Origin of the sequence: Flocculibacter collagenilyticus (assembly GCF_016469335.1) — a bacterium.
Classification (GTDB): Bacteria; Pseudomonadota; Gammaproteobacteria; order Enterobacterales; family Alteromonadaceae; genus Flocculibacter; species Flocculibacter collagenilyticus.
The window spans coordinates 1,841,894-1,863,376 of the sequence record NZ_CP059888.1 but is presented as its reverse complement, the minus strand read 5'-3'; the positions used below and the strand labels follow the sequence as shown (position 1 = coordinate 1,863,376).

The following is a 21,483-nucleotide window of genomic DNA, read 5'->3' as shown; positions in this document are numbered from 1 at the left end:
AATAAAATCTTCCACTAGTTCAAAGGATCAAAACGAATTAAGTTACTATTAAATATATTAAGTGCCTCACCTTTACCTAAGCCTGTATTCAATACACCCAAACCATTATTAATATAAGGCTTATTCTTTGCCTCTAACTTGAATTGAGCATAGTCCACACTCCAGCCTTTTGGAGTTCTGGGCAGCTCAGGTAAAAGTTTCGCGGTACCGTGGTTGCCAGTACTTCCTATTCTAAACAACTCTTCCATAGTACCAGGCTTTACAGTAAGTCTAATAAGATTGCCATCATAACCCGCAGAGTATGCTTGAAGAGGAGAAATAAACGTTTCCCCTGTAGCAGGAATCTCTCCTGTTAACCTCATATGCCTATAGTCACTAGGAGACATAGAACGATAAAATATTTCATTACCATAACCATCAAAATCTAAAACAGGAGCTAAAGGATTTGTAGAATGAGATGTTGGTACACCAACCTGCTTACTTGATAATAAGCTCTTCACGCCATTTAAACCACTACTTGTAAGTGTCACAGATGATTTTACTAATTCAGGCAAAGCTCTAACACCTGCTGCAAACGAGCCAATATTACCTAACGTATAACCTAATCCTTCATTGGTTGTAGTAGGCGCCCCAAAGATTGAGTGGTAATTATCACCGAACGGATTATATTTAGCCATTTGGTTATAGCTTGCAGCATCACCGAAAGTAAATGCCTGTGCAGCACCATAAATCAGCGCGTTACCTACAAACTGAAAACCATGCAACGTATTGTCTACTAAAGACTTACTTGCACCTATTGCTATATCTAAGTAACTTCCCTCTGCTCTACCACCGTATTTTTCAAATGACTGCATATTAACAGCGTTTAACTGACTTGAAGTTTGAGCAAAGTGCTGTTGCTGGATTATTCTGTCTCGTGCGAGGAAAGTTGCGCTATTATAACCACGTGCCATCCCTGTTTGATATGCCGCTGATTCATGTATTGGTGTGTTTAATGTATTCTCCATCACCTTTCGTTGCGCTTTCATGAAACTTAAATTCAAATCGCGGCCAACTGCTGAGCCCGTCCATGCATCACCAAATGTGTCTGCTAAGCCTGTTCTTGCTGATACTAAGTCTTGGTAATTGGTTATTTGACCTAAATTAACCGTAGCCCGGTTATTACCATCCGTAACAAATAACTGTTGGCCTTCTTGTTCTACAGTCAGGTTAATCGCACTACTTGTATTTTTGCTAGCGGTAACTTCACGAATATATTGCTCAGCAAGCTCTGATGAAATTGGCTGTCCAGACCTTTGAGATTGTTCAACTTGTCGTCTTGTCTGCTCGCTAACGCCTTTAGTTGTAGACTCCGCACGATGACTATTTATCGCCTTCGCTATCACACTATTGGCAACGGCATTACCAAACGCATCTGCTGCTACATTCACAAAGTCAAACTTGCCTTTGCCGCCTAGCACTTTTTGTATGCCGTGGCTAATACCTGAGCGGGCAATGCCGGCTAAGGTATCAACCGCAATGCCTTTGGATGTACCCACCATGGCTTTATCTGCGCCGAGTCCCATGGCACTACCAATGGCAGCGGTGCCTGCCGCTGCGGCCACGTTCGCCCAGCTAAACCCTGACGGATTACCCACCAGTTTGTTAGCAGCCGCATTGGCAACCGAGCCTGATGCAGCGGTAATGGCTTTCATTAAATGGGCGCCTTCATTTGCAGCACCAATTGCACCACCGACACCTGCGGTTGCCCATGCTGTGACACCAGAAACAAATGCTTCTTTCAATGAAAAACCATCACGTACACCAAGTACGTTGCCCACAAATTGCCCTGCAAGTGAACCTACTATCGCGCCTGTTGCAGCCGCACCAGCACTCCCGCCTGCCAAAGCGGTTGCCCCTGCCTGCATCGTGGCACCAAAACCTGCTGAGCTACCTGCCCCCGCACCACCTGCTGCACCGCCTGCTGCACTTGAAGCCGCCCCTGCGGTATACACCGTCACAATAATCACCACTATCACAACAATAATCGTTGCCAACGCATTACACGCAGCCTCTGGCGGTACGGGTGCGTATGGTAGGTTTGGTGTGGTATCGCCAATATGCTCAGCCACACTATACGCAGTTAACGTATCAAATCGATTCGCGGTGTTTTCTTGGCTTGGGATGATGATGGTTTGCCCTGCCGTTAAGGTGGCATCAGCATCATTGGTTAAGCCATTGGCATCTGCAATCACATACCAGTAGTCTGGGTTACCAAAGTAACTCACGGCGATACTTTTTAACGTTTCACCTTGGTTAATTTGATGACGCTGCGTACTACTTGGCGTGCTAACGCTAACCCCTTCAAAGTGGGCACTTTTTACCGTTACTTCACCATTGCGTTTAAATTCGCCACGGTATTGACCACCTGCGTGCAGGTAGTGGCTCGTAGTAGAGCGCTTCTCTGCCCCATTGCCGTCGTTATGTACACTTTTGTGCTCGCTAAAGCCGATGGTATGTGCCACGGTTTCTGGCTCTTTGGGTAGGTTAGGGCCTTGTGGTGGCTTCCAATCATGTGGGAAGTCTTTATTACCGCCTTCATCATCGCCCGGAATGGTTTCTTCTGGTGCAGTCGGTACCGCACCTACGTGCGTTTTGTTTTGTGTACCCGACACTTTTTTAATGAGCTTGCCATCCGCTGACACATCAAAGTAACGAGCACTGATTTTACTGCCATCTACGCGATTACTTTCTTCTATTGCATAACGATTGCCGCTGGCATCATAAAAACTCTTTGTTGTTGCCGCTTGGTAGTCTTTGTTATGGCTATAACCGCTTACACGGTTTTCTAAATAGCTTTCGCGTTTTTCATAACCATAGCTGTAGCCATGAGTATACCCTAGTAAGTGGTTTTGGCTCTCCATTTTTGTTAAACGCGCACCTTTGTCGTATTCATAGGTGCTGCTGTTCAACTTTGCGCCTGCTGTACTTAGCTTACCGCTTAAATTTGCATACACTTTATAGTGGCTATATTGTTGGCTTTCATGTCTCGGTAGTATTTGGCTTTTTAACTCTTCAATTAATGCATCACCTGTCCAACCATACTGTGTGACTGTGTCTAGCTTACCATCAGCGTTGTACTCAAATACCTTACGACTTGACTCTTCACCTGTTAAGGTGAATTCAACGTCAAAAGATTCGTTATCCTTAAATGTTGAGTCACCTTTTGGATTTTTAGGCGCTGGCGAACTCACCGTACGCGTTTCACCTGGCGTAAAGTGGTTCACTGTCAGTAACTTTTGTCCTGCTTGGTCATATTCATGGCGTATGCTGTTTGCCCAGTTAATGCCACTCCATGCTTGGTTAGTTCTTCCTGCAATATCTGCAAACAGGTCAACCGTGGTATTTCTGCCATGTGTTGCATCTGGGTGAGTCGAATACGTTTGGCGCACTGTATCTAAATACCCTTGTGCGGTATAGCTAAGCTGCTGTGCCGTTAACCCTTTATTGTTGATAATAAAATTAGCACGCCCTACTGCGTCATACTCGAAGTATTGGCCGTGTTGGCTGATACCAATTGTGCCATCAGACTCCCTATTACCGCCGTCAATGACTACGCGGTTGGCGGCGTCATAGCTAAACCAGTAGGTGGTTTCTGTCGCGCGCTCATCCACCATGATTTCACCGTGTGATTCCAGCACGGTATTTTCTTCTGTTTCCGCTAAAAAGGTCACGCGTAATCGGTCTAGGAAGTCTTCTGGTGGCTTACCACTTAATATGCCGGTTTCTGTGTTAAACGTTAACCAGTGTTTTAAACTCTCTGGTATCACTACTTCGGGGGCATCGTCAGCGGTACTAGTGCTAACTGATGGACTGCTCATCATTGTCATTGGCGCTGGGCTGGCCATCATTGTCATTGGCACTGCCGCCAGATTAATCTCAGCAGGTGAAGGTGAAGGCGCAGGTGTTGCTTCTTCAGTAGCTAAACTGACTCTTACACCATATTTGGCGTTGGCGTTAAGGCCACTGAAGTATTGGCGAACGTCGATGGATATCGGCTCGGCTTTAACGGTTTCAATGACGCCAGCATCTTTGGCTTGAGGGCCTGTTACTGTTAAGCGGAATTCACCTTGCTGCTGTTCGCCGCTACTATCAGTGGCAGTAATACGTACATAGTGTACGCCTACAGCTGCTTGAGGTGGTGCACTGTATAATTGACCATCTTGCCACTGTAACCAATCCTTGCTTGAAAGTGGCTGGTAGCTACCGTCTGCTTGTTGCAGTGATACATCATAGCTAAGTCTTTCACGCTGAATCCCATCAGGTTGAGTAAAGTGCGACGCTATTTCGATATGTTGAACACTGCCATAATGCATCTGTTGATGCGCCAGCGGCACGCTTGCAATTGTGCGCGCTTTGGCCGCTGCTATGGTCAATTGCACTGTGGCATTAGCTACTAACCCTGCTGGGTCTGTGGCGGTTAAGGTAATATTGTGCGTGCCCGTGGCATCCAGTGGCACCATGCCTGATAACGTTTGGTTATCTGCATCATGATGCAACCAAGCTGGTAACGTACTGTGTTGGTACGTTAATGTGTCGCCGTTTTTATCCGTAAAGGTCACCGGTACGCTAATAAATTCGCCAGCCGTGACCGTAACTTGTGATTCACCTTGGTACACTGGTGCAACATTTGCTTCGTTTACCGTCAGAGTAAAGCGCTGCATCGTCACTGCCTGTCCGTCATCGGCACTCACGGCTATCATATACGTGCCTGGCGTCGTTACTTGCCCTTGGAAAGTACCTGTTTCAGCATTAAAGCTTAAACCATCCGGCAGCGGTGCGCCTGTCCAGCCCGTTTCATCACTGCCTACAAGCACTTGAGCGCTTAAGGTGAGTGCATCACCGTTGGCATCATCAAAATGCCCTGCAACAGGATACGACATTATTTTATCGGTCGCGGTCACCATATCAGCTAACGGGCGAGCCGATGGTGCAAAGTTGTCTGGTAAGGCAGTAAATGAGCTTGCTAAGTCTGCTCCTCGTACTCGGCTGCCATCAGCAAAATACAAGAAGTCCATGCGGTGTTTGTTATCCGCAAACCAGTCTTTTACTCGCATGGTGTTGTTGGTGGTGCGAATAAACAGCACTGCGTCGTTGCCATCTTGGTAATAAGCTAACTCATCTGCTTGTATGTCTTCAAAGTAAATCGCGTTGCCTGTACCGTGGTCTAAAATGGTGTCGTTGCCGTCCCATTTTGCATAGTAGTAACGGTCGGCGTAGTGGCCACCTTGAATGGTGTCGTTACCCAGTTTTCCTCGGTGCCCTAAGTAACTGTTTACAACACGGCCACCTTCACGCACATTCAACTCGTCATCACCGTCAGTCCCTTCAATTACAAAGTGTTGACCAATATCGTGACGACTCCACGTGGTGCCATCAGCAAATGCGAAGTTCTCAATACGAATTTCACTGTTGCCGTCTACAAACCAGTCTTGGATGGTAATAACGTGACCATTCGGTAATTCAACATACATGTCACCTGCCATACCGGATTTAGCATATACGCGTAGGCTATCTGGTGTAATACCTTTACCAAAGTGGATGGTGTCATAACCGTTGGTATCGTTAATAATGTCGTTGCCGTCACCAAGCTCATAGTAATAGCGGTCATCAAACATGCCGCCTGTTATGACGTCATCGCCTTTTCCACCACGGTGGCCAAGTTCGGTTTTGGCGTCACCGTAATGCCAATTATCGTTTTCGTCTGTGCCCACCCGTTGGAGTTGGCGCCCAATTGCGCGGTGATTCCAGTAGGTGCCATCACCAAATTGTAAACCTTCTAATGTAATGCGATTACCATCAAACCAGTTCTCAAAGGTTATCACTGCACCGTCTGGTAGCTGGATGTACAAATGCTCTGCATCCGCAGTTAAGCTCACATTATCAGGCAATATACCTTCACCCAAGTACAGCGTGTCGATACCACCTGCGTCGCGAATAATGTCGTTACCATCACCTAAATTGTAATAGTAACGGTCGTTAAATAATCCACCGCCTATCACATCATCACCTAAGCCGCCCTCATGGCCAAGCTCATTATATATGTTGTTATAAGACCAATTATCTGACTGCTCGGTACCTGTAACTTTTAAATTGCGGCCCAACTCGCGTCGATTCCAGTGAGAGCCATCATCAAACTTCACTGACTCTAGCGCAACATATTTATCATTAACCCAATTGGTAAAGGTCAAACGACCACCATCTGGCATGTTGAAGTGCAATCCTGCCTCATCCGCTACTACGGTAATGTTGTCTTCAGTGATACCCGGACCAAATGTGAGGGTGTCAGTGCCATCTTCATCATTTATCACAACATGGCCATCACCCAGCTGGTAGGTGTAATTATCTGTTGACGTACTACCTTGTATTACGGTTTCTGTAACAACAGGCGCACTCGCCATCATGCTCATTGCTGGGGCTTCAGAAAACATCATTGCTGACTTGAAGCGCCTATCTCTCGGAAAATCTCCACCCCCGCCACCGTAATTCGGGTCTTTTTTAAAGTTAAAGTAGAAAGTTAGCGATTGAGAATACTCACCATCGTCATCTTTAGCTTTAAATGTTGCATACAAGCTTTTACCCATTTCTAAAGTATTAATATATCTTGCTCTACCAGTATTGTTGTCAATATGTATAGGGGCATTTCCGTCTGTTTTTACGAAGGTTAATTTTCCTCTATCAGCTGAGTCATAATCATCAAAATACTCCGTTAAATTAATGCTACCGGCTGTTGAGTATGGCACCGTAATGACGCTAGGCGCTGACTTCTTAATATATGGAGCTCTATTCAAAGCAGGTACAGTGATAATCATTGATGCAGTCGGTCGCTCTGGATTAACCCCATCAGATGCAGTCATAGTTAATTTGTAAGATTTACCAGCATGCGTACTCTTAGGTTTAATAGTGATCGTATCTGAAGCTGCATTATAAATTACAAAACTCTTAGCTGAGCCTGACATCGTAAGGTTGATCACGCCTTTATCATCACTAAACATTGATTTCATGCTACCCACTGATTGTGAAGCACCAACTTTTACTGTCCTACTGCCATAATCTCCTTTCGTCCGAGGTGGATCATTTTTTACTGGAGGTTTAGGAGGTTTAGGTAACGCTGGCACAGTAATCGTCATGGATGCATTTGCAGTTTTCGAATTAACCCCATCAGATGCCGTCATTACTAACGTATAGGATTTACCTGCATGTTTGCTCTTAGGGCTAACAGTAATCGTATCTGAAGCTTTATTAAAGGTTACAAAACTCGTGGCTGAGCCTGACATCGTAAGGTTGATCACGCCCTTATCATCACTAAACATTGATTTCATGTTACCAAATGATGGTGAAGAGCCGACTTTAACTACCTTACTTCCATAGTTCCCTTTAGACTTTGGTGGTTCATTAACTGGTGGTGGTGGGGCTGGTAATGCTGGAACAGTAATTGTCATAGATGCATTTGCAGTTTTCGAATTAACCCCATCAGATGCAATCATTGTTAATGTATAAGATCTACCAGCATGCGCACTCTGAGGCTTAACAGTAATCGTATCTGAAGCTTTATTATAGGTTACAAAACTCGTGGCTGAGCCTGACATCGTAAGGTTGATCACGCCCTTATCATCACTAAACATTGATTTCATGCTACCAAATGATGGTGAAGAGCCGACTTTAACTACCTTACTTCCATAGTTCCCTTTAGACTTTGGTGGTTCATTAACTGGAACAGGCTTCGTTCTGTTATACACTTTAAAATGATCGTATTTATGTAACACCCCAGAACCATCATTTACAGAAACCTTAAGCCTGTAATCTCCCGCGTGACTATATCCTGTAGATATTGTTAGCATTCCTGACGAAGAAATAGAAACAGGAATATTCGTTTCAACCCAATCATAAATCGGCGGCCCGACTTCTGGCTCTACACGATTATTAGCCTTTCCATCTACTGTTTCAAAACCAACAATTCTATATTTCTGTACTTCTGCATCAGAAAATATTATGTCATCGCCATCCTTATCTGTCATTGTATGCGTGATATCAACTTTATAGTTGGATAAACCCTCGTTAATATCTGGCATCTTGATATCACCCTCAGGCTTATAATTTGCTGGTCGGGTAACCTCAATATTTACCCTCACAATATGTTTCACACCTTTTTCGTCAAGCACCCTAACATACATGAAGTTATGCTTTTGTGTAACGCCCTTTGTGTCATAGCGAATAAAGTCATCTGCATGATGTACTTCTATCCAGCTCGGTACGCTTGAAGACAAAGTATATTTTAGTTTTGAATCATCCCCATCAGGGTCAGTGAAAAATTGAGTGATCCCCAGACGCCCAACACTGCCTTCTTCAACTTTAAGGTATATCGCACCGTCTCTTACCTCTGCACCCTGACGACTAAATCCATCTGGACGTAAAATAGGCGCTGCATTTTTTTCTTGAATATTAAACTCTGTATGCCTAGTAATAGCTGGTGATTTGCCATCATCTATATCTACTGTTAACTTATATCTACCTGCACTATTATAGTTTGAATCAATGGTCAATTGACCATCTGTTGATAAGCTGTAGCTAATATTATCGGATAGAACTGGCACCCAGATTTTTCTCGAAGTATTACCATTATCTCCGCCATCTTCTGGGTGCAAGCCTTTTTCAACCTCACCATTTTGCCCGCCACCTTCAATGCCGCCAATCTCTATTTCCATTTCTAAAACAGCATTTTTATAAGTTAAACTATCACCATCCTTATCTGTCATTGTGTGAGTGATATCAAAGGTGTCATCTGTACCTTCATCAATGTCCTCCATCTTAATATCACCCTCAGGCTTATAATTTGCTGGTCGGGTAACCTCAATATTTACCCTCACAATATGTTTCACACCTTTTTCGTCAAGCACCCTAACATACATGAAGTTATGCTTTTGTGTAACGCCCTTTGTGTCATAGCGAATAAAGTCATCTGCATGATGTACTTCTATCCAGCTCGGTACGCTTGAAGACAAAGTATATTTTAGTTTTGAATCATCCCCATCAGGGTCAGTGAAAAATTGAGTGATCCCCAGACGCCCAACACTGCCTTCTTCAACTTTAAGGTATATCGCACCGCCTCTTACCTCTGCACCCTGACGACTAAATCCATCTGGACGTAAAATAGGCGCTGCATTTTTTTCTTGAATATTAAACTCTGTATGCCTAGTAATAGCTGGTGATTTGCCATCATCTATATCTACTGTTAACTTATATCTACCTGCACTATTATAGTTTGAATCAATGGTCAATTGACCATCTGTTGATAAGCTGTAGCTAATATTATCGGATAGAACTGGCACCCAGATTTTTCTCGAAGTATTACCATTATCTCCGCCATCTTCTGGGTGCAAGCCTTTTTCAACCTCACCATTTTGCCCGCCACCTTCAATGCCGCCAATCTCTATTTCCATTTCTAAAACAGCATTTTTATAAGTTAAACTATCACCATCCTTATCTGTCATTGTGTGAGTGATATCAAAGGTGCCATCTGTACCTTCATCAATGTCCTCCATCTTAATATCACCCTCAGGCTTATAATTTGCTGGTCGGGTAACCTCAATATTTACCCTCACAATATGTTTCACACCTTTTTCGTCAAGCACCCTAACATACATGAAGTTATGCTTTTGTGTAACGCCCTTTGTGTCATAGCGAATAAAGTCATCTGCATGATGTACTTCTATCCAGCTCGGTACGCTTGAAGACAAAGTATATTTTAGTTTTGAATCATCCCCATCAGGGTCAGTGAAAAATTGAGTGATCCCCAGACGCCCAACACTGCCTTCTTCAACTTTAAGGTATATCGCACCGTCTCTTACCTCTGCACCCTGACGACTAAATCCATCTGGACGTAAAATAGGCGCTGCATTTTTTTCTTGAATATTAAACTCTGTATGCCTAGTAATAGCTGGTGATTTGCCATCATCTATATCTACTGTTAACTTATATCTACCTGCACTATTATAGTTTGAATCAATGGTCAATTGACCATCTGTTGATAAGCTGTAGCTAATATTATCGGATAGAACTGGCACCCAGATTTTTCTCGAAGTATTACCATTATCTCCGCCATCTTCTGGGTGCAAGCCTTTTTCAACCTCACCATTTTGCCCGCCACCTTCAATGCCGCCAATCTCTATTTCCATTTCTAAAACAGCATTTTTATAAGTTAAACTATCACCATCCTTATCTGTCATTGTGTGAGTGATATCAAAGGTGCCATCTGTACCTTCATCAATGTCCTCCATCTTAATATCACCCTCAGGCTTATTATTTATTTTTTCATTGACAACGATATTGACTGATGTAGTGGTAATGTTAAATCCATCAGAGATTGTTACAAATTTTGTATAAGTTCTTGGGACTAAAGCGCTTGTATCACCAGATAAAGTTCCATCCGTTAAATTCGCTTTTAGCCAAAGAGAATCTGCTGAAACTGCAGCCAATTCTAATAAACTGTCCTCACCATCCAAATCCTCAAATAAAGTGAGTACATCAATATCTACTGAGTCACCCTTCGTAACTTCTTTAACAATAGTACCGTCTATAATTTCAATATCACCGTAAACACCATCAGCCTTAAGCATCGGAGGGGCGTTTTTATCCTCTACAATAAATTCAGCCTCTCTAGTTACAGTTAAGTCACCATCAGTTATATCAACCTTTATTTTATATTCGTCTGCACTTTCATAATTGGTTGTAATCGATAGCATTCCGTCCGCATTAAGAACACCAACTACTGGTGCTGGATCTTCTTGTGGTATCCACGTTTTTACCAATTTGTGTGCACCTGCCCCCCTGTCTGGTGTGTTCGAAACTGCACTAACAGCTCGATCTTCTATTGGTGGAGGTGTTGGAGAAATCGGTACTTTCTTATCAGGCCCTCGCTTATATATTCTAAGGTTCTCGAATGTTAATGCCTCATCATCAGACATTGTTCCTTTCAGGTTTATCTTTTTATTTTCAAGCCCTTCGTCAATCACTGAGTCCATGGAGATATCACCCCACGGCTCTCTATTATTTAAAACTTTGAGTTCAAACTCATACGACTCACTCTTATTGCCCTTGCTATCTATTGCAACTAACCTAAATGTCTCTGTTTCAGAGGTTGATTTCGGGGTTCCCGATAAAATGCCGTTAGAAAAGCTCAGCCAAGAGTGACTCCCAAAATCTTCAGTCCAGCCCGGTATATAAATTGGCTGCCTTTCACCTTCCCCGTTATCTGCTCCATTTCCTGGGTTTAAAGTGATCGGATCTCCACCCTGCCCACCAGTTATAGGCGATTCTTCGCCTTCTATTTCTATTTGACCAAAGTATGATAATTGATAGGTTACAGAGGTGCTGTCTTCTGCATCCACAAAAGTGTCTTGAGGAATTCTGAAGCTAAATTCTTGTGTTACATTTCTATATGCTTTAGGCCAAGTAAACGATTTATTAAAATACGGAGGGTGATCGGCATTTGACAGTGTAAAGCCAACATTTAACGCTTCACTTTGCATACTCGTATCATGCTTTTGCTTAGCAATAATTCGTATTTGCCCTTCGTTTAACGATAGCTGATTGGTGTTTTCATAAGTAACGGTGTACGTGTTATTGCTTGCATCGTAGGCGCCTACTGTGAACGTAAGTCCAGTATTCTCAGTTACCACCTGAATGTCATAAATCAGTGCATCACCATTTACGTCGCTAAATGCTGGCAGTGTGAAGCTACCTTTACCAACAGCTTTTATGCTTAAATTGGATAAATGCTTAGCTATTGCTGCTTCAGATGGCAGTTGTGGTTTAGCATCAATTGTAATTGTTAATGTTGACTCTGAAACTGCTTTAAGTTCGCCTAGCGCATTTTCTTGATAAACAGTAACTTTAACTCTTCGGTCAGTGTTTTCTATTACCTTTTCGCTATCAACTTTTAATATACTTGGAACTGGTTGGCCCGTTAAACTTAGTACTTCAGGTTTACCTGATAAATCTTCTATTTTGAATACTGCTTGTGCAGCATTGCCTTCAATATAGTCTTGAAGGTTAATGTCAAAATCTTCTCGTTGCTTTAACTCTAGTTTTTCAGGTAATGACACTTTGAATGCGGGTCCAGCTGCCGTGACATTAAATTTGTTGTGCATTACCCCATCTGACGCTACAAGTGTTAGCGAGATGCTCTTGCCTAAGAAAGACTCTGGCACGACTGCGTTATTCGTTGTAAATAAGCGAAGCTCGCCTGAGCCATGGTTTAAGCGGCTGTCGTCAATGCTAAATAGTGCGTTTAACTCTTCTTTTTCTGCTTCGCTGTAGCTGTCAGCCCAATCTACACTAAAGGTTAATGGCTTTCTTTCTGGATCAAATATTAGTTGACGTAAGTTGCTTAGTGTTTCGTTGTATTCACGGCCTAATACAAAGTCGTTAAACGCCAGTGTTTTACCATGCTGTAAATATGGCTTAGCATTATCTAGTACAGGCAGTAGAACAGGTAGTAATACAAATTGATCTGTATCCCCATCTTTTACCGACGCGCGAATACTAAATTGATATTGGCCTTCATTAGTTGTTACACGGTTTGAACGGATAACCAAACGCGGAGGTGTTTCGTTCAGTGCTTGTTTGTCTAGCGTTATCCAATTAGGTGCGGTATGTGTTTCACCAGTTACTGGATCAACATAGTCTACTATTTCGTAGGTTAGGGTTTCACCTTCTTCACCTTCGTAATAGAACACATCCTTTGCTAGCCCAATTTCATATTCATATGCCGTGCCTGCTAAGGCAGAACGGTATAAAAGCCCTTCAAATTCCGGATTAAGCCCCGGTCGGTTCGGTTCTTGAAGTTCTGCACTGCCCGTATAACCATTGATGACCTTCATGCTGCGGCGGTTACCCATTGCATCGTAGGTATAATCAATCGCTGATAGTACTTTGTTGCTAACACCTTGGGTAACAATAACACGGGTCACTCGACCGTTACTGTCATAAAAACTATGGGTTTTTTCATGTGTTTGGGCACTTAACGCATTAGTGGTAATGCGCTCTACCACACTTTCACGGCCATTTATATCATACTCAAAGTGTGTAGTGGCGCCACTATCGTCATCATGAATACTTTTTACTAGGCCATTGTCGTAGTAACTGTATGTTACCGTTTGGTCTACGGCTTGATTTGTTCTATTTAAGTCACGCTTAAGCGTCTCAACTTGGCCGTTGACATACTGATAGGTAGTTACATTGCCACCTAAATCATTTAGAGTTTGAAGCTGTCCGAAGTAGTTATATGTCCATACATTGCGGTGTGTATCACCATGAGAACTCGCTGCTAGTAAGTCATAGCTTTCTAGTACTCGGTTACCTTGTCTGTCATATTCATATGACATGGTAACCCCTTGAGTAGTACGAGAGTAGGTCATTTGCCCTTGCGTATCATAGCTATATAGGTATTCATGCCCTAGTGCATTGCGTTGTAACGTTTTGTGCCCTAAGTCGTTATACTCAAACTGTGATAAATGCTGATAATCTATTTGGCCTTGATCGTTTAAGCGTATATCACCCGTTTCAATAACGGCGCCGCGTTTATCTCGTTTTTGAGTAGTGATGTAACCTAGTGCATCTTTAGTAGCAACTTGTTCACCGAAGGCATTGTAGGCAAGTTCAGTAATATTCCCAACTTCATCTTTTATCTTGCTTTGTTTGCCAAGAGCATTGTACTCCATTAAACGGAAATTTAGCTCAGTATTGCCATAGATACTGTCCTTTCCTAGTGCTTTATGCCCATTAGCATCTAATCGGCCTATTAAGTTACCGCGTCTATCGTAATAATTGGTAAATGTTGGTCGTTCTAATCCGATTGTGCCGTCTTCATCCATCACTTGGACTAACGGACGTGTTTCTTTAACTAATCTGTCTGCGTGGTTGTATTCATAATGCGTGGTATTTAGCTGAGCATCAGTAAAGCGAATAGTGTTACCCCAGCGGTCAAACTGTTGTGTTATCACAGGGCGGCTCTCTATTCCTTTTACAAGGAAAGATGCCCCGTACTGCCCTAGTGCACGTCCTAATTTGTCGTACTCTGTTAGCGTATCCCCTTTGCCAGGGCGGTACTGATACACTAAATTGCCCGCTAGGTCATACAAGTACGTTTTCTCGACACCATCACCTGCATTGCTACTAATTAGTTGGCCTGCATTATTGTATCGATAACGCTCTTGTAGAGGTTGACTTTGGCTACTTACAAATAGCGGGTCATTTGGATCGCCCTTAAAGGCAATTTCACCAAATGCGTTATATTGCACTGCTTGATGGCGCTCTACGGTTTGTTTATTTTCACCTTCTTGTAAAATGTGCGTAGTAGCGACTTGTTGCCCTAAAGCATCGTATTGGTAGTTGGTAACCGCATGATGATTTTCTGACGTTGGAGGCGCAAATCGCCATACTCCATCAGGCACGATATTGATAGGTTTACCTTTTTCTACGTTCACTGCATAATCAGTGTCGTAAACCACTTCTTCGTGCTCGTTTGTAACTTTTAGTACTAAACGTAATAGTCCTGTTCTCGTTGGCGTACCTTGAAGATGACCAGTTTCTTTATTTAAGGTTAGCCACTGTGGAGCACTCCCCTCTACTTCAGTTTCGCGACCATTTCCATAGTCGTCTCCGTCTTTCCTTTCCTTAATCTCCTGTAATGAATATGTGTACGGACTAACCTGTCCTTCAAAGGCCGTTGACTGACTAATAATCTTTCCTGCATGATTATAGGTATAGGTTGTGGTTGCGCCTTCAGCATCTGTCGAGCTAACCATTAGGTCTCGAGCATTAAAACGCTGCTGAATAACACGGGTATCCCCCTGTGTTAACAGCTGTCCTTTAGCATCCACTGCAGTACCTGAAAGAATGCTAACGGCATTACCAAAAGCGTCATAATGATATTGTGTACGTAACGCTGTACGATTAGTGGCGTTGTCCCAACCTTGCTTTAAGTCTTCAACGTTTTTTACTACGTTGGTGCTTGGCTGTGTTACTTCACGTACACGGCCTAATGCATCATATTCTGTGTTAACTTCAACGTATTCATTCGCTATTGTTGCAGTTACATTGCCAACCTTGTCATAGCGTGTTTCTAGTGTAGCTTCTGTATATTCGGATTCCTTGATCCGTGTTGCTTTTTCAAAATCTGTATTGTCATGAATGAAAAACACTAGCGCATGCTGTGTTTCTTTTGTTTTACGCCCTAGGCCATCATATTCGTAGCTCCACACACGGTTCTTGCCATCTTTACTTGTTGGCTGCTCTGGCGTTGGTGCAATGTCTAAGTCAATGCTATCTACTGCTTTTGCATATTCTATGTAATCTGTTACTTGGCCTTGCGCATTGTATTGCCACTCACTAACGTATCCTTCTGCATTAACTTCATGGGTTTTTTGGCCCAATTTATCGTAGTAGTAATAGGTATGTGCGTGTGAATCATTCGATATACGTTCACTTTGCTTAGTGATATCACCGAATGCGTTATATGTGTAACTTGTTTCAGGTTGACCAGCGCTCTGTCGTACTTGGCCTGTTGTAGTTATCGTTGCATAAGTAATACTTGGTTGCTTTACGCTAACTTTTTGGTTCAAGGTGTTATACACCGTTGAAACTATACGACCTGAGGCGTTATTAAATTGCTCTATAACTTGACTAAGAGACAGCGCTTCCCCTGCTTCCCAGTTATCTAGTTCAGTTGTATCTAGCTTTTCTGCATAGCGCGTCAGTGCGATTACATTGCCGCGCGTGTCATATTGATAGCCTGTTACATAGCCTGCTGCGTCCACATCATAGGCCACTTTGCCAACCTCATTGAACACTTTATAGCTATAAATATTCTGTGCTTGCCCTTCATTATCTGTCGTTTTGATGTGGTTAACGACAGCTTGACCTAATGCGTTATAAGTTACTTCCACTTGGCTTGTAGCAGCATTATTGGCACTCGGCTCTATGATTTCAGTTTGTCGACCTAGCGCATCGTATTCAAACGAGCTTTCGCGTGTATTGAGTAATACTACCGATTTTATTTGTTCTGGCGTTAGCTTCTCATCAGCATTTGCGACTATGATGTGGCCTTGAAGGCGTGATTTCACATTCCCTAAGCCATCATATTTTATTTCTGTTACTTGACGGCCTAACACTTCGCTACCTTTCAATTCCTCGGTAGCATTCCAATACCCTTTAACAGCAGGTGTTACTTCACGGGTTAAGCGTCCTGCTTTATCATACACGTAGTACCATGTATCTTGATTTTGGTTTGTGTACGTTGCTTTTTGCCCATTCTGATAATAAGTCCAAGATTCAACGTGTTGTTCAGCATCTATTCGTGATGTAAGGCGTCCCGCCTTGTCGTATTCGTTGCGCGTTACACGGTCTGTGCCTTCACTAATTTGTGCAAATAAGCCAGATAGCATGCCATATGTTAGTGTCTCATTGCTAAATGCTTTAGATAAAGTAAAATCATTGTGCTCACGTAAGGACGTTGCATAAACAACTGTTTGCGCTTGACGGCCAACTGCGTCGTAAACTTGCTCGGTTACTCCACCTAAATCATCAACTGTAAAGCGTAAGCGTCCCGCTTTATCATAAAACAATTGGGTTCCACGGTTTTTAGCTTCATCATTTTCAACGTTGAGTGCTTGCTCGATAGAGACAAGATCATAATCTGCTTTATAATCAATAGTATGAGCATAAGCTTCTGTTTGTATTAATAACCCTGCTGCATCATATCGGCTCGACTTTACTTGCGCCTGCCCATTACTTAGCTTTTGTAAGCTGTATACAGCTTGGCCGTTATCATCATAAATAGACGCTGTAATTTGATCTGTTGTTACATCTAATTTAGGACGTAATGCAGCTAATGCCTTGTCATTCATACCACCAAGTAGCAAGGCAGATTGTTGCTCTTCAGTTAAGTCGATACGCTGCGCATAGCGTATTGACTCGATCACTTGCCCTTTTGCGTTATATACTTTTTCCAGTACGCTACCTTCGGCATCAATATCAAAGCGTGCTCGTCCAGCTTGGTCGTATACTGTATATGATGTGTGTGAGGTTCCTTTTTTCCACCCGTCAATCATATCTAGCGTGTAAGCACTTGTTGCTTTGTCGCCTGCTAATGTATCACTGATAGCATCTTGATATTGCGTGTAAGCAACCACTCTTCCAGCTGGATCATAGTGATTTTTTGTAAGGCTGTTATCTGCTGCTAATTGGTAAATTCTTTGGCCTTTACCATCATATATATATCGTGTAACTGCCCCCGATGCATCTGTGCTTCCTACCAATTGTCCTGCACCGTCATACATGTAATCTGTACGTAAGTTCAAGCCATTTTCATGTTTATCAACCACTTTTGATACAAGGCGTTGATTACCATCATATTCATAGGTTGTCGTGATTGGGTTATCACTTTGATATCCCTGAGTTTCAGTTACCTTATCGCCATTTTCGTTATACCCATAATGAATATGCGTTAAGGTATTAATTAATGCGTTATCTTTGACCTCACCTTTAACAATATCGGTTAATTGGCCGTGCACATTGTAGGTATATTGTGTGCCACCACCGTCAGCATTTAATACTAATTTTTGTCTCTCACTCTCGTCATAGTACGTAGAAGTTACAACGCCTAGTGCATCCGTAGTATTAATCACTCGGCCGAATACATCGACCTCCATGACCTCATTAACCGTACCATGTGTAGTTTCATAGTAAGTAATGGTTTTACCGACTTGATCTTGGTAGGTAATGGTGCGAGCATTCTCATTACCATCAATTGTTTTGATAATACGGCCAAAGGCATCGTATTCCATAGAGGTTTTAACCGCTTGGCCGTCACTATCAATCGTTGTATGCCTTTTCAAACCGCGGTTATCATAAGTAAAGCTGTCTAGTCGTACAGTATCATCTGTTAATGTCGTGGTAAGTGAGTCAACCTCACCATATGCATTATAATTCCGATCGGTATGGCCTCCGGCCAAATCACTTACTGTGTTAAGCAGGCCACGTTTAGTGTATGTACTTGTGATCTGACTGTCTTGTTGACTGGCAAGATTAGATAAGGTATCAGCTATATCTGCAATATCACCACCTGATAAGGTATCTAATGCATTAATAGGCGCAGCGTAACGGCGTACGCTCGTTTGCTCTCCGAACGTGTTATAGCCCATGCTTTGCACATTTCCAGCACCATCAATTGTTGCGGCAAGCTTACCTCGGACGGTGTAATAGTAAAAAGTACTATGGCCTTCCCTATCAGTGCTACTGATTAAACGGCCTGATGCATCATAGTTGTGTTGTATACCGTTCGTTTCTAGCGCTTTTGCGATTTTTTCTGCGCTAATCGTGACACCTTCACTTTCAATGCCATTCAAGGCACCTACTTCACGTCCTAATTCATCAAGACTTAACAACTGCGTTCGCGATATAGTTGTATCAGTATCTTCTACTTTTGTACCAATTAAACGCCCTTGAGCATCATAATAATAAGTGGTTAGCTTATTATTTGGCTGCTGTGTTTGCGTCTTAATTTGTCCGCGTTCGTTATAGGTATACGTGGTAATACTGTCATGTTGGCTTTCAACTGGTAATTGAACTCGCCCACCTATTCCAATATGAACTTCACGGTTAGCATATTCACGTACCGTCTCTACTTTACCTTCAGAGGTGTAATTGGTCTTTGTAACTTTGCCTTCAGGAGTCACCGACACAATTTGCTGTCCTCGACCATCGTAACGATACTGTGTTGTTCGATCTTCCTGAATATTTGCAACTGGTATAAGTAATACAAGAGGGCGAGTGATGATTTCTTGATTCGATAAATTTAACGCGCTTGCAAACTTTCGCTCAGCAATTAACTGTCCCGCACTATCGTAGTGATACTCTGTGACATAGCCTTCGCCATCAATACTGGCAATACGCTCACCGTCTTGATTGTAAAAATATCGGGCAACTCTGGCTGCACTTTTAGCTGCATTGGCATTGAATGTGGTCACGCCAGCATCCGCAAAAGAAATCGTATGGGTTAATCTTCCCGTGCCATCATATCGATACTCAGTGGCATAATTACTGGCGTCAATTTCTAGTGTTTTACGGCCAGCCGCATCATATTGGATTGAAGTGGAGCGATCCGCTGACTTATCACGTGATGCATTATTAACTAGCTTAGTTTCAATGTCTGAAAGTGCATTTAGCTTATCATTCGTTTTTTCTAAGGATGCAGACGCACTATCTAGCCATGCGGATGTGGAAATTAATTGACTATATTGATACGTGCCTACTAATCGGCTGGCTTTATCATAATGATATTCAGTTACAGCACCAGCACGGTCAACACTATACTGTAGTCGCCCAGCATCATCGTAGAGTTGATAGCTTATGGCACCATTTTGGTGGCGTTGTGCAACTTGTCGGCCATGAGCGTCATAATAATAAGCATGGTGTCCTAGTGCAGATGTATCAGTACTGTTGCCTTGAGAAGTTGAAATGACACGCCCAGCATTATCATAAAGCGTAGTCGTCACTAGACCTTCAGCATCCGTCACACTAATTTTTTGCTGGCTTGAATCATATTGGTGGCTGCTAATAATCGTACGTTGCTCAACGTTTGACATATCTACAGCCGATGTAACCTTGACAGTGTCATATTCGTGTACAACACGACCGAGTCCATCGTAACTATATGCTGTTTGTTGCAATTCAGGTGTAGTTTTAGCTAATAAACGACCTTGGGCATCGTACAAAAATGTGGTAGTTGTAGCGGTTTGTGTTTTACCGTTACCATTTGTATCTACACTTTCAAAATGAGTTTGATGTTGAAGCTGGCCTCTAAAATTATATTCATACTCTGTTAATAAAATGCCATTAGTATTAAAATTAGTGAGTGTCGCGAGCCAATCTGTTAATTGAGATTCCGTCAGTCTATCATCATAGCCAAGCGATAAAAGGTCATAGCCATTATCAACATAGATACGCTGTGATTCTCGTTGGCCTAGTGTATTGTAGCGGTACTCTGTCACATCACCTTGCGCTGAAACAATAAAGCGTAATCGCTGTTGATCATCATACACCATACGAGTAGATTGCGGATCTCTGGGTACATCAATGCCATCTCCATCAGGATCGGGCACATTAAAGACAGTCTCAATAATAACTTGATTATTATCGTTATATATTCGCTCAACACGATTTCCTTGCGCGTCTTGCTGACTTATTTGATTACCCATTGCGTCATAACCAAACGTTACCGTATTGTCCAGTCCGTCAGTAATAGTCTCTAGGTTATCACTCGCGTCATAGCTGTACTTTGTTGTAACTTCTTGTCCATTAACAGTTGCCGTACGTGAAAGCAGCTTTCCTTCATCATCGTAACCTAGTTTTATTTCTGTACCGTCAACAGTAATAGTAGAGCTATTATCAGAATAACGGTAAGTCGTTGTATGGTTCTCACCATCAGTCACTTTATGAATTTTACCGCTATTGTAGTATTGAAAGGTTAGCGTGGTACCATCTGACTGCGTTAAGGTTTGTAATTGGTCTGATGTGTTGCTGGTGTAGGTGTAGCTTGTAACATATTCTTTTTGGTCTGTTGCATTATCTGGTGTTAAGTCAACTCGTACATGCTCTAGGCGACCTTGTGTATCATATTCATACTTGTATACTGCCTGAGTCGTCGCATCATCACTATTAAGTGTTATCGATTCCAGCTGCTGTGCGGCATTATAATTAAACGTCGTGGTCGTTTGTCCGTTCGTATTATCTGTCAGTACTTTTGCTAGGCGACCATTGGCATACACAAAGTGTTGCCCTTTGCCATTTTTATCAACAATACTCTTAAGCTTGCCATCAGCGGCATATCGCATTGAGGCAAGACTTGTTCCTTCTGTGTATACCCAGTCTGCACCATCTCGTACCATTTTGTCGTGTGCACCACGACCATCGGTACTGATGTACGCGCCCTCAATGGCGTTATAAGTAAAGGTTTGCACCGCGCCGTCAGCCGTCACACGCTTTACTGAACTACCAGTGTAGTCAGTCACTGAACTTAAGAAACCAAGACGCCAGTTATCGTCACCATTGTTATCATTGATGCTACCCAAGCTATTGTATGTACGTAATACACCAAAGTCTGCACCTAATGCTGATAATTTATCATCTCGCCCTTGAACAATTAAGTTACCTGTCATGGCATTAATAAAGACTTGTTCATTGGCTTGACCAATGCCTGCTTGACCTACCGCCCCTTGTTGGCCGAGTGATGATATTGATGAATTAAATAGACCTGCTGCGTCACCTGAAACAATTGCAACCACGTTTCCGTTCCTTTTTCTTTAATATTTTTCTGTTGGCACCGTGCAATCGGTACCTACTGATACAGTTATCCTAATAAGTCCAAGAAATGAGAAAAATGTT

The 21,483-nt window shown here is 42.7% G+C and carries 1 protein-coding gene; it reads right to left on the bottom strand.

What is annotated here, in order from left to right; all coding sequences use genetic code 11:
* Window positions 1–14: 14 nt before the first annotated feature.
* Entirely contained in the window at window positions 15–21,383 is a 21,369-nt protein-coding gene (locus HUU81_RS08230; protein WP_199611736.1) for a putative Ig domain-containing protein, read from the bottom strand.
* Window positions 21,384–21,483: the final 100 nt, after the last annotated feature.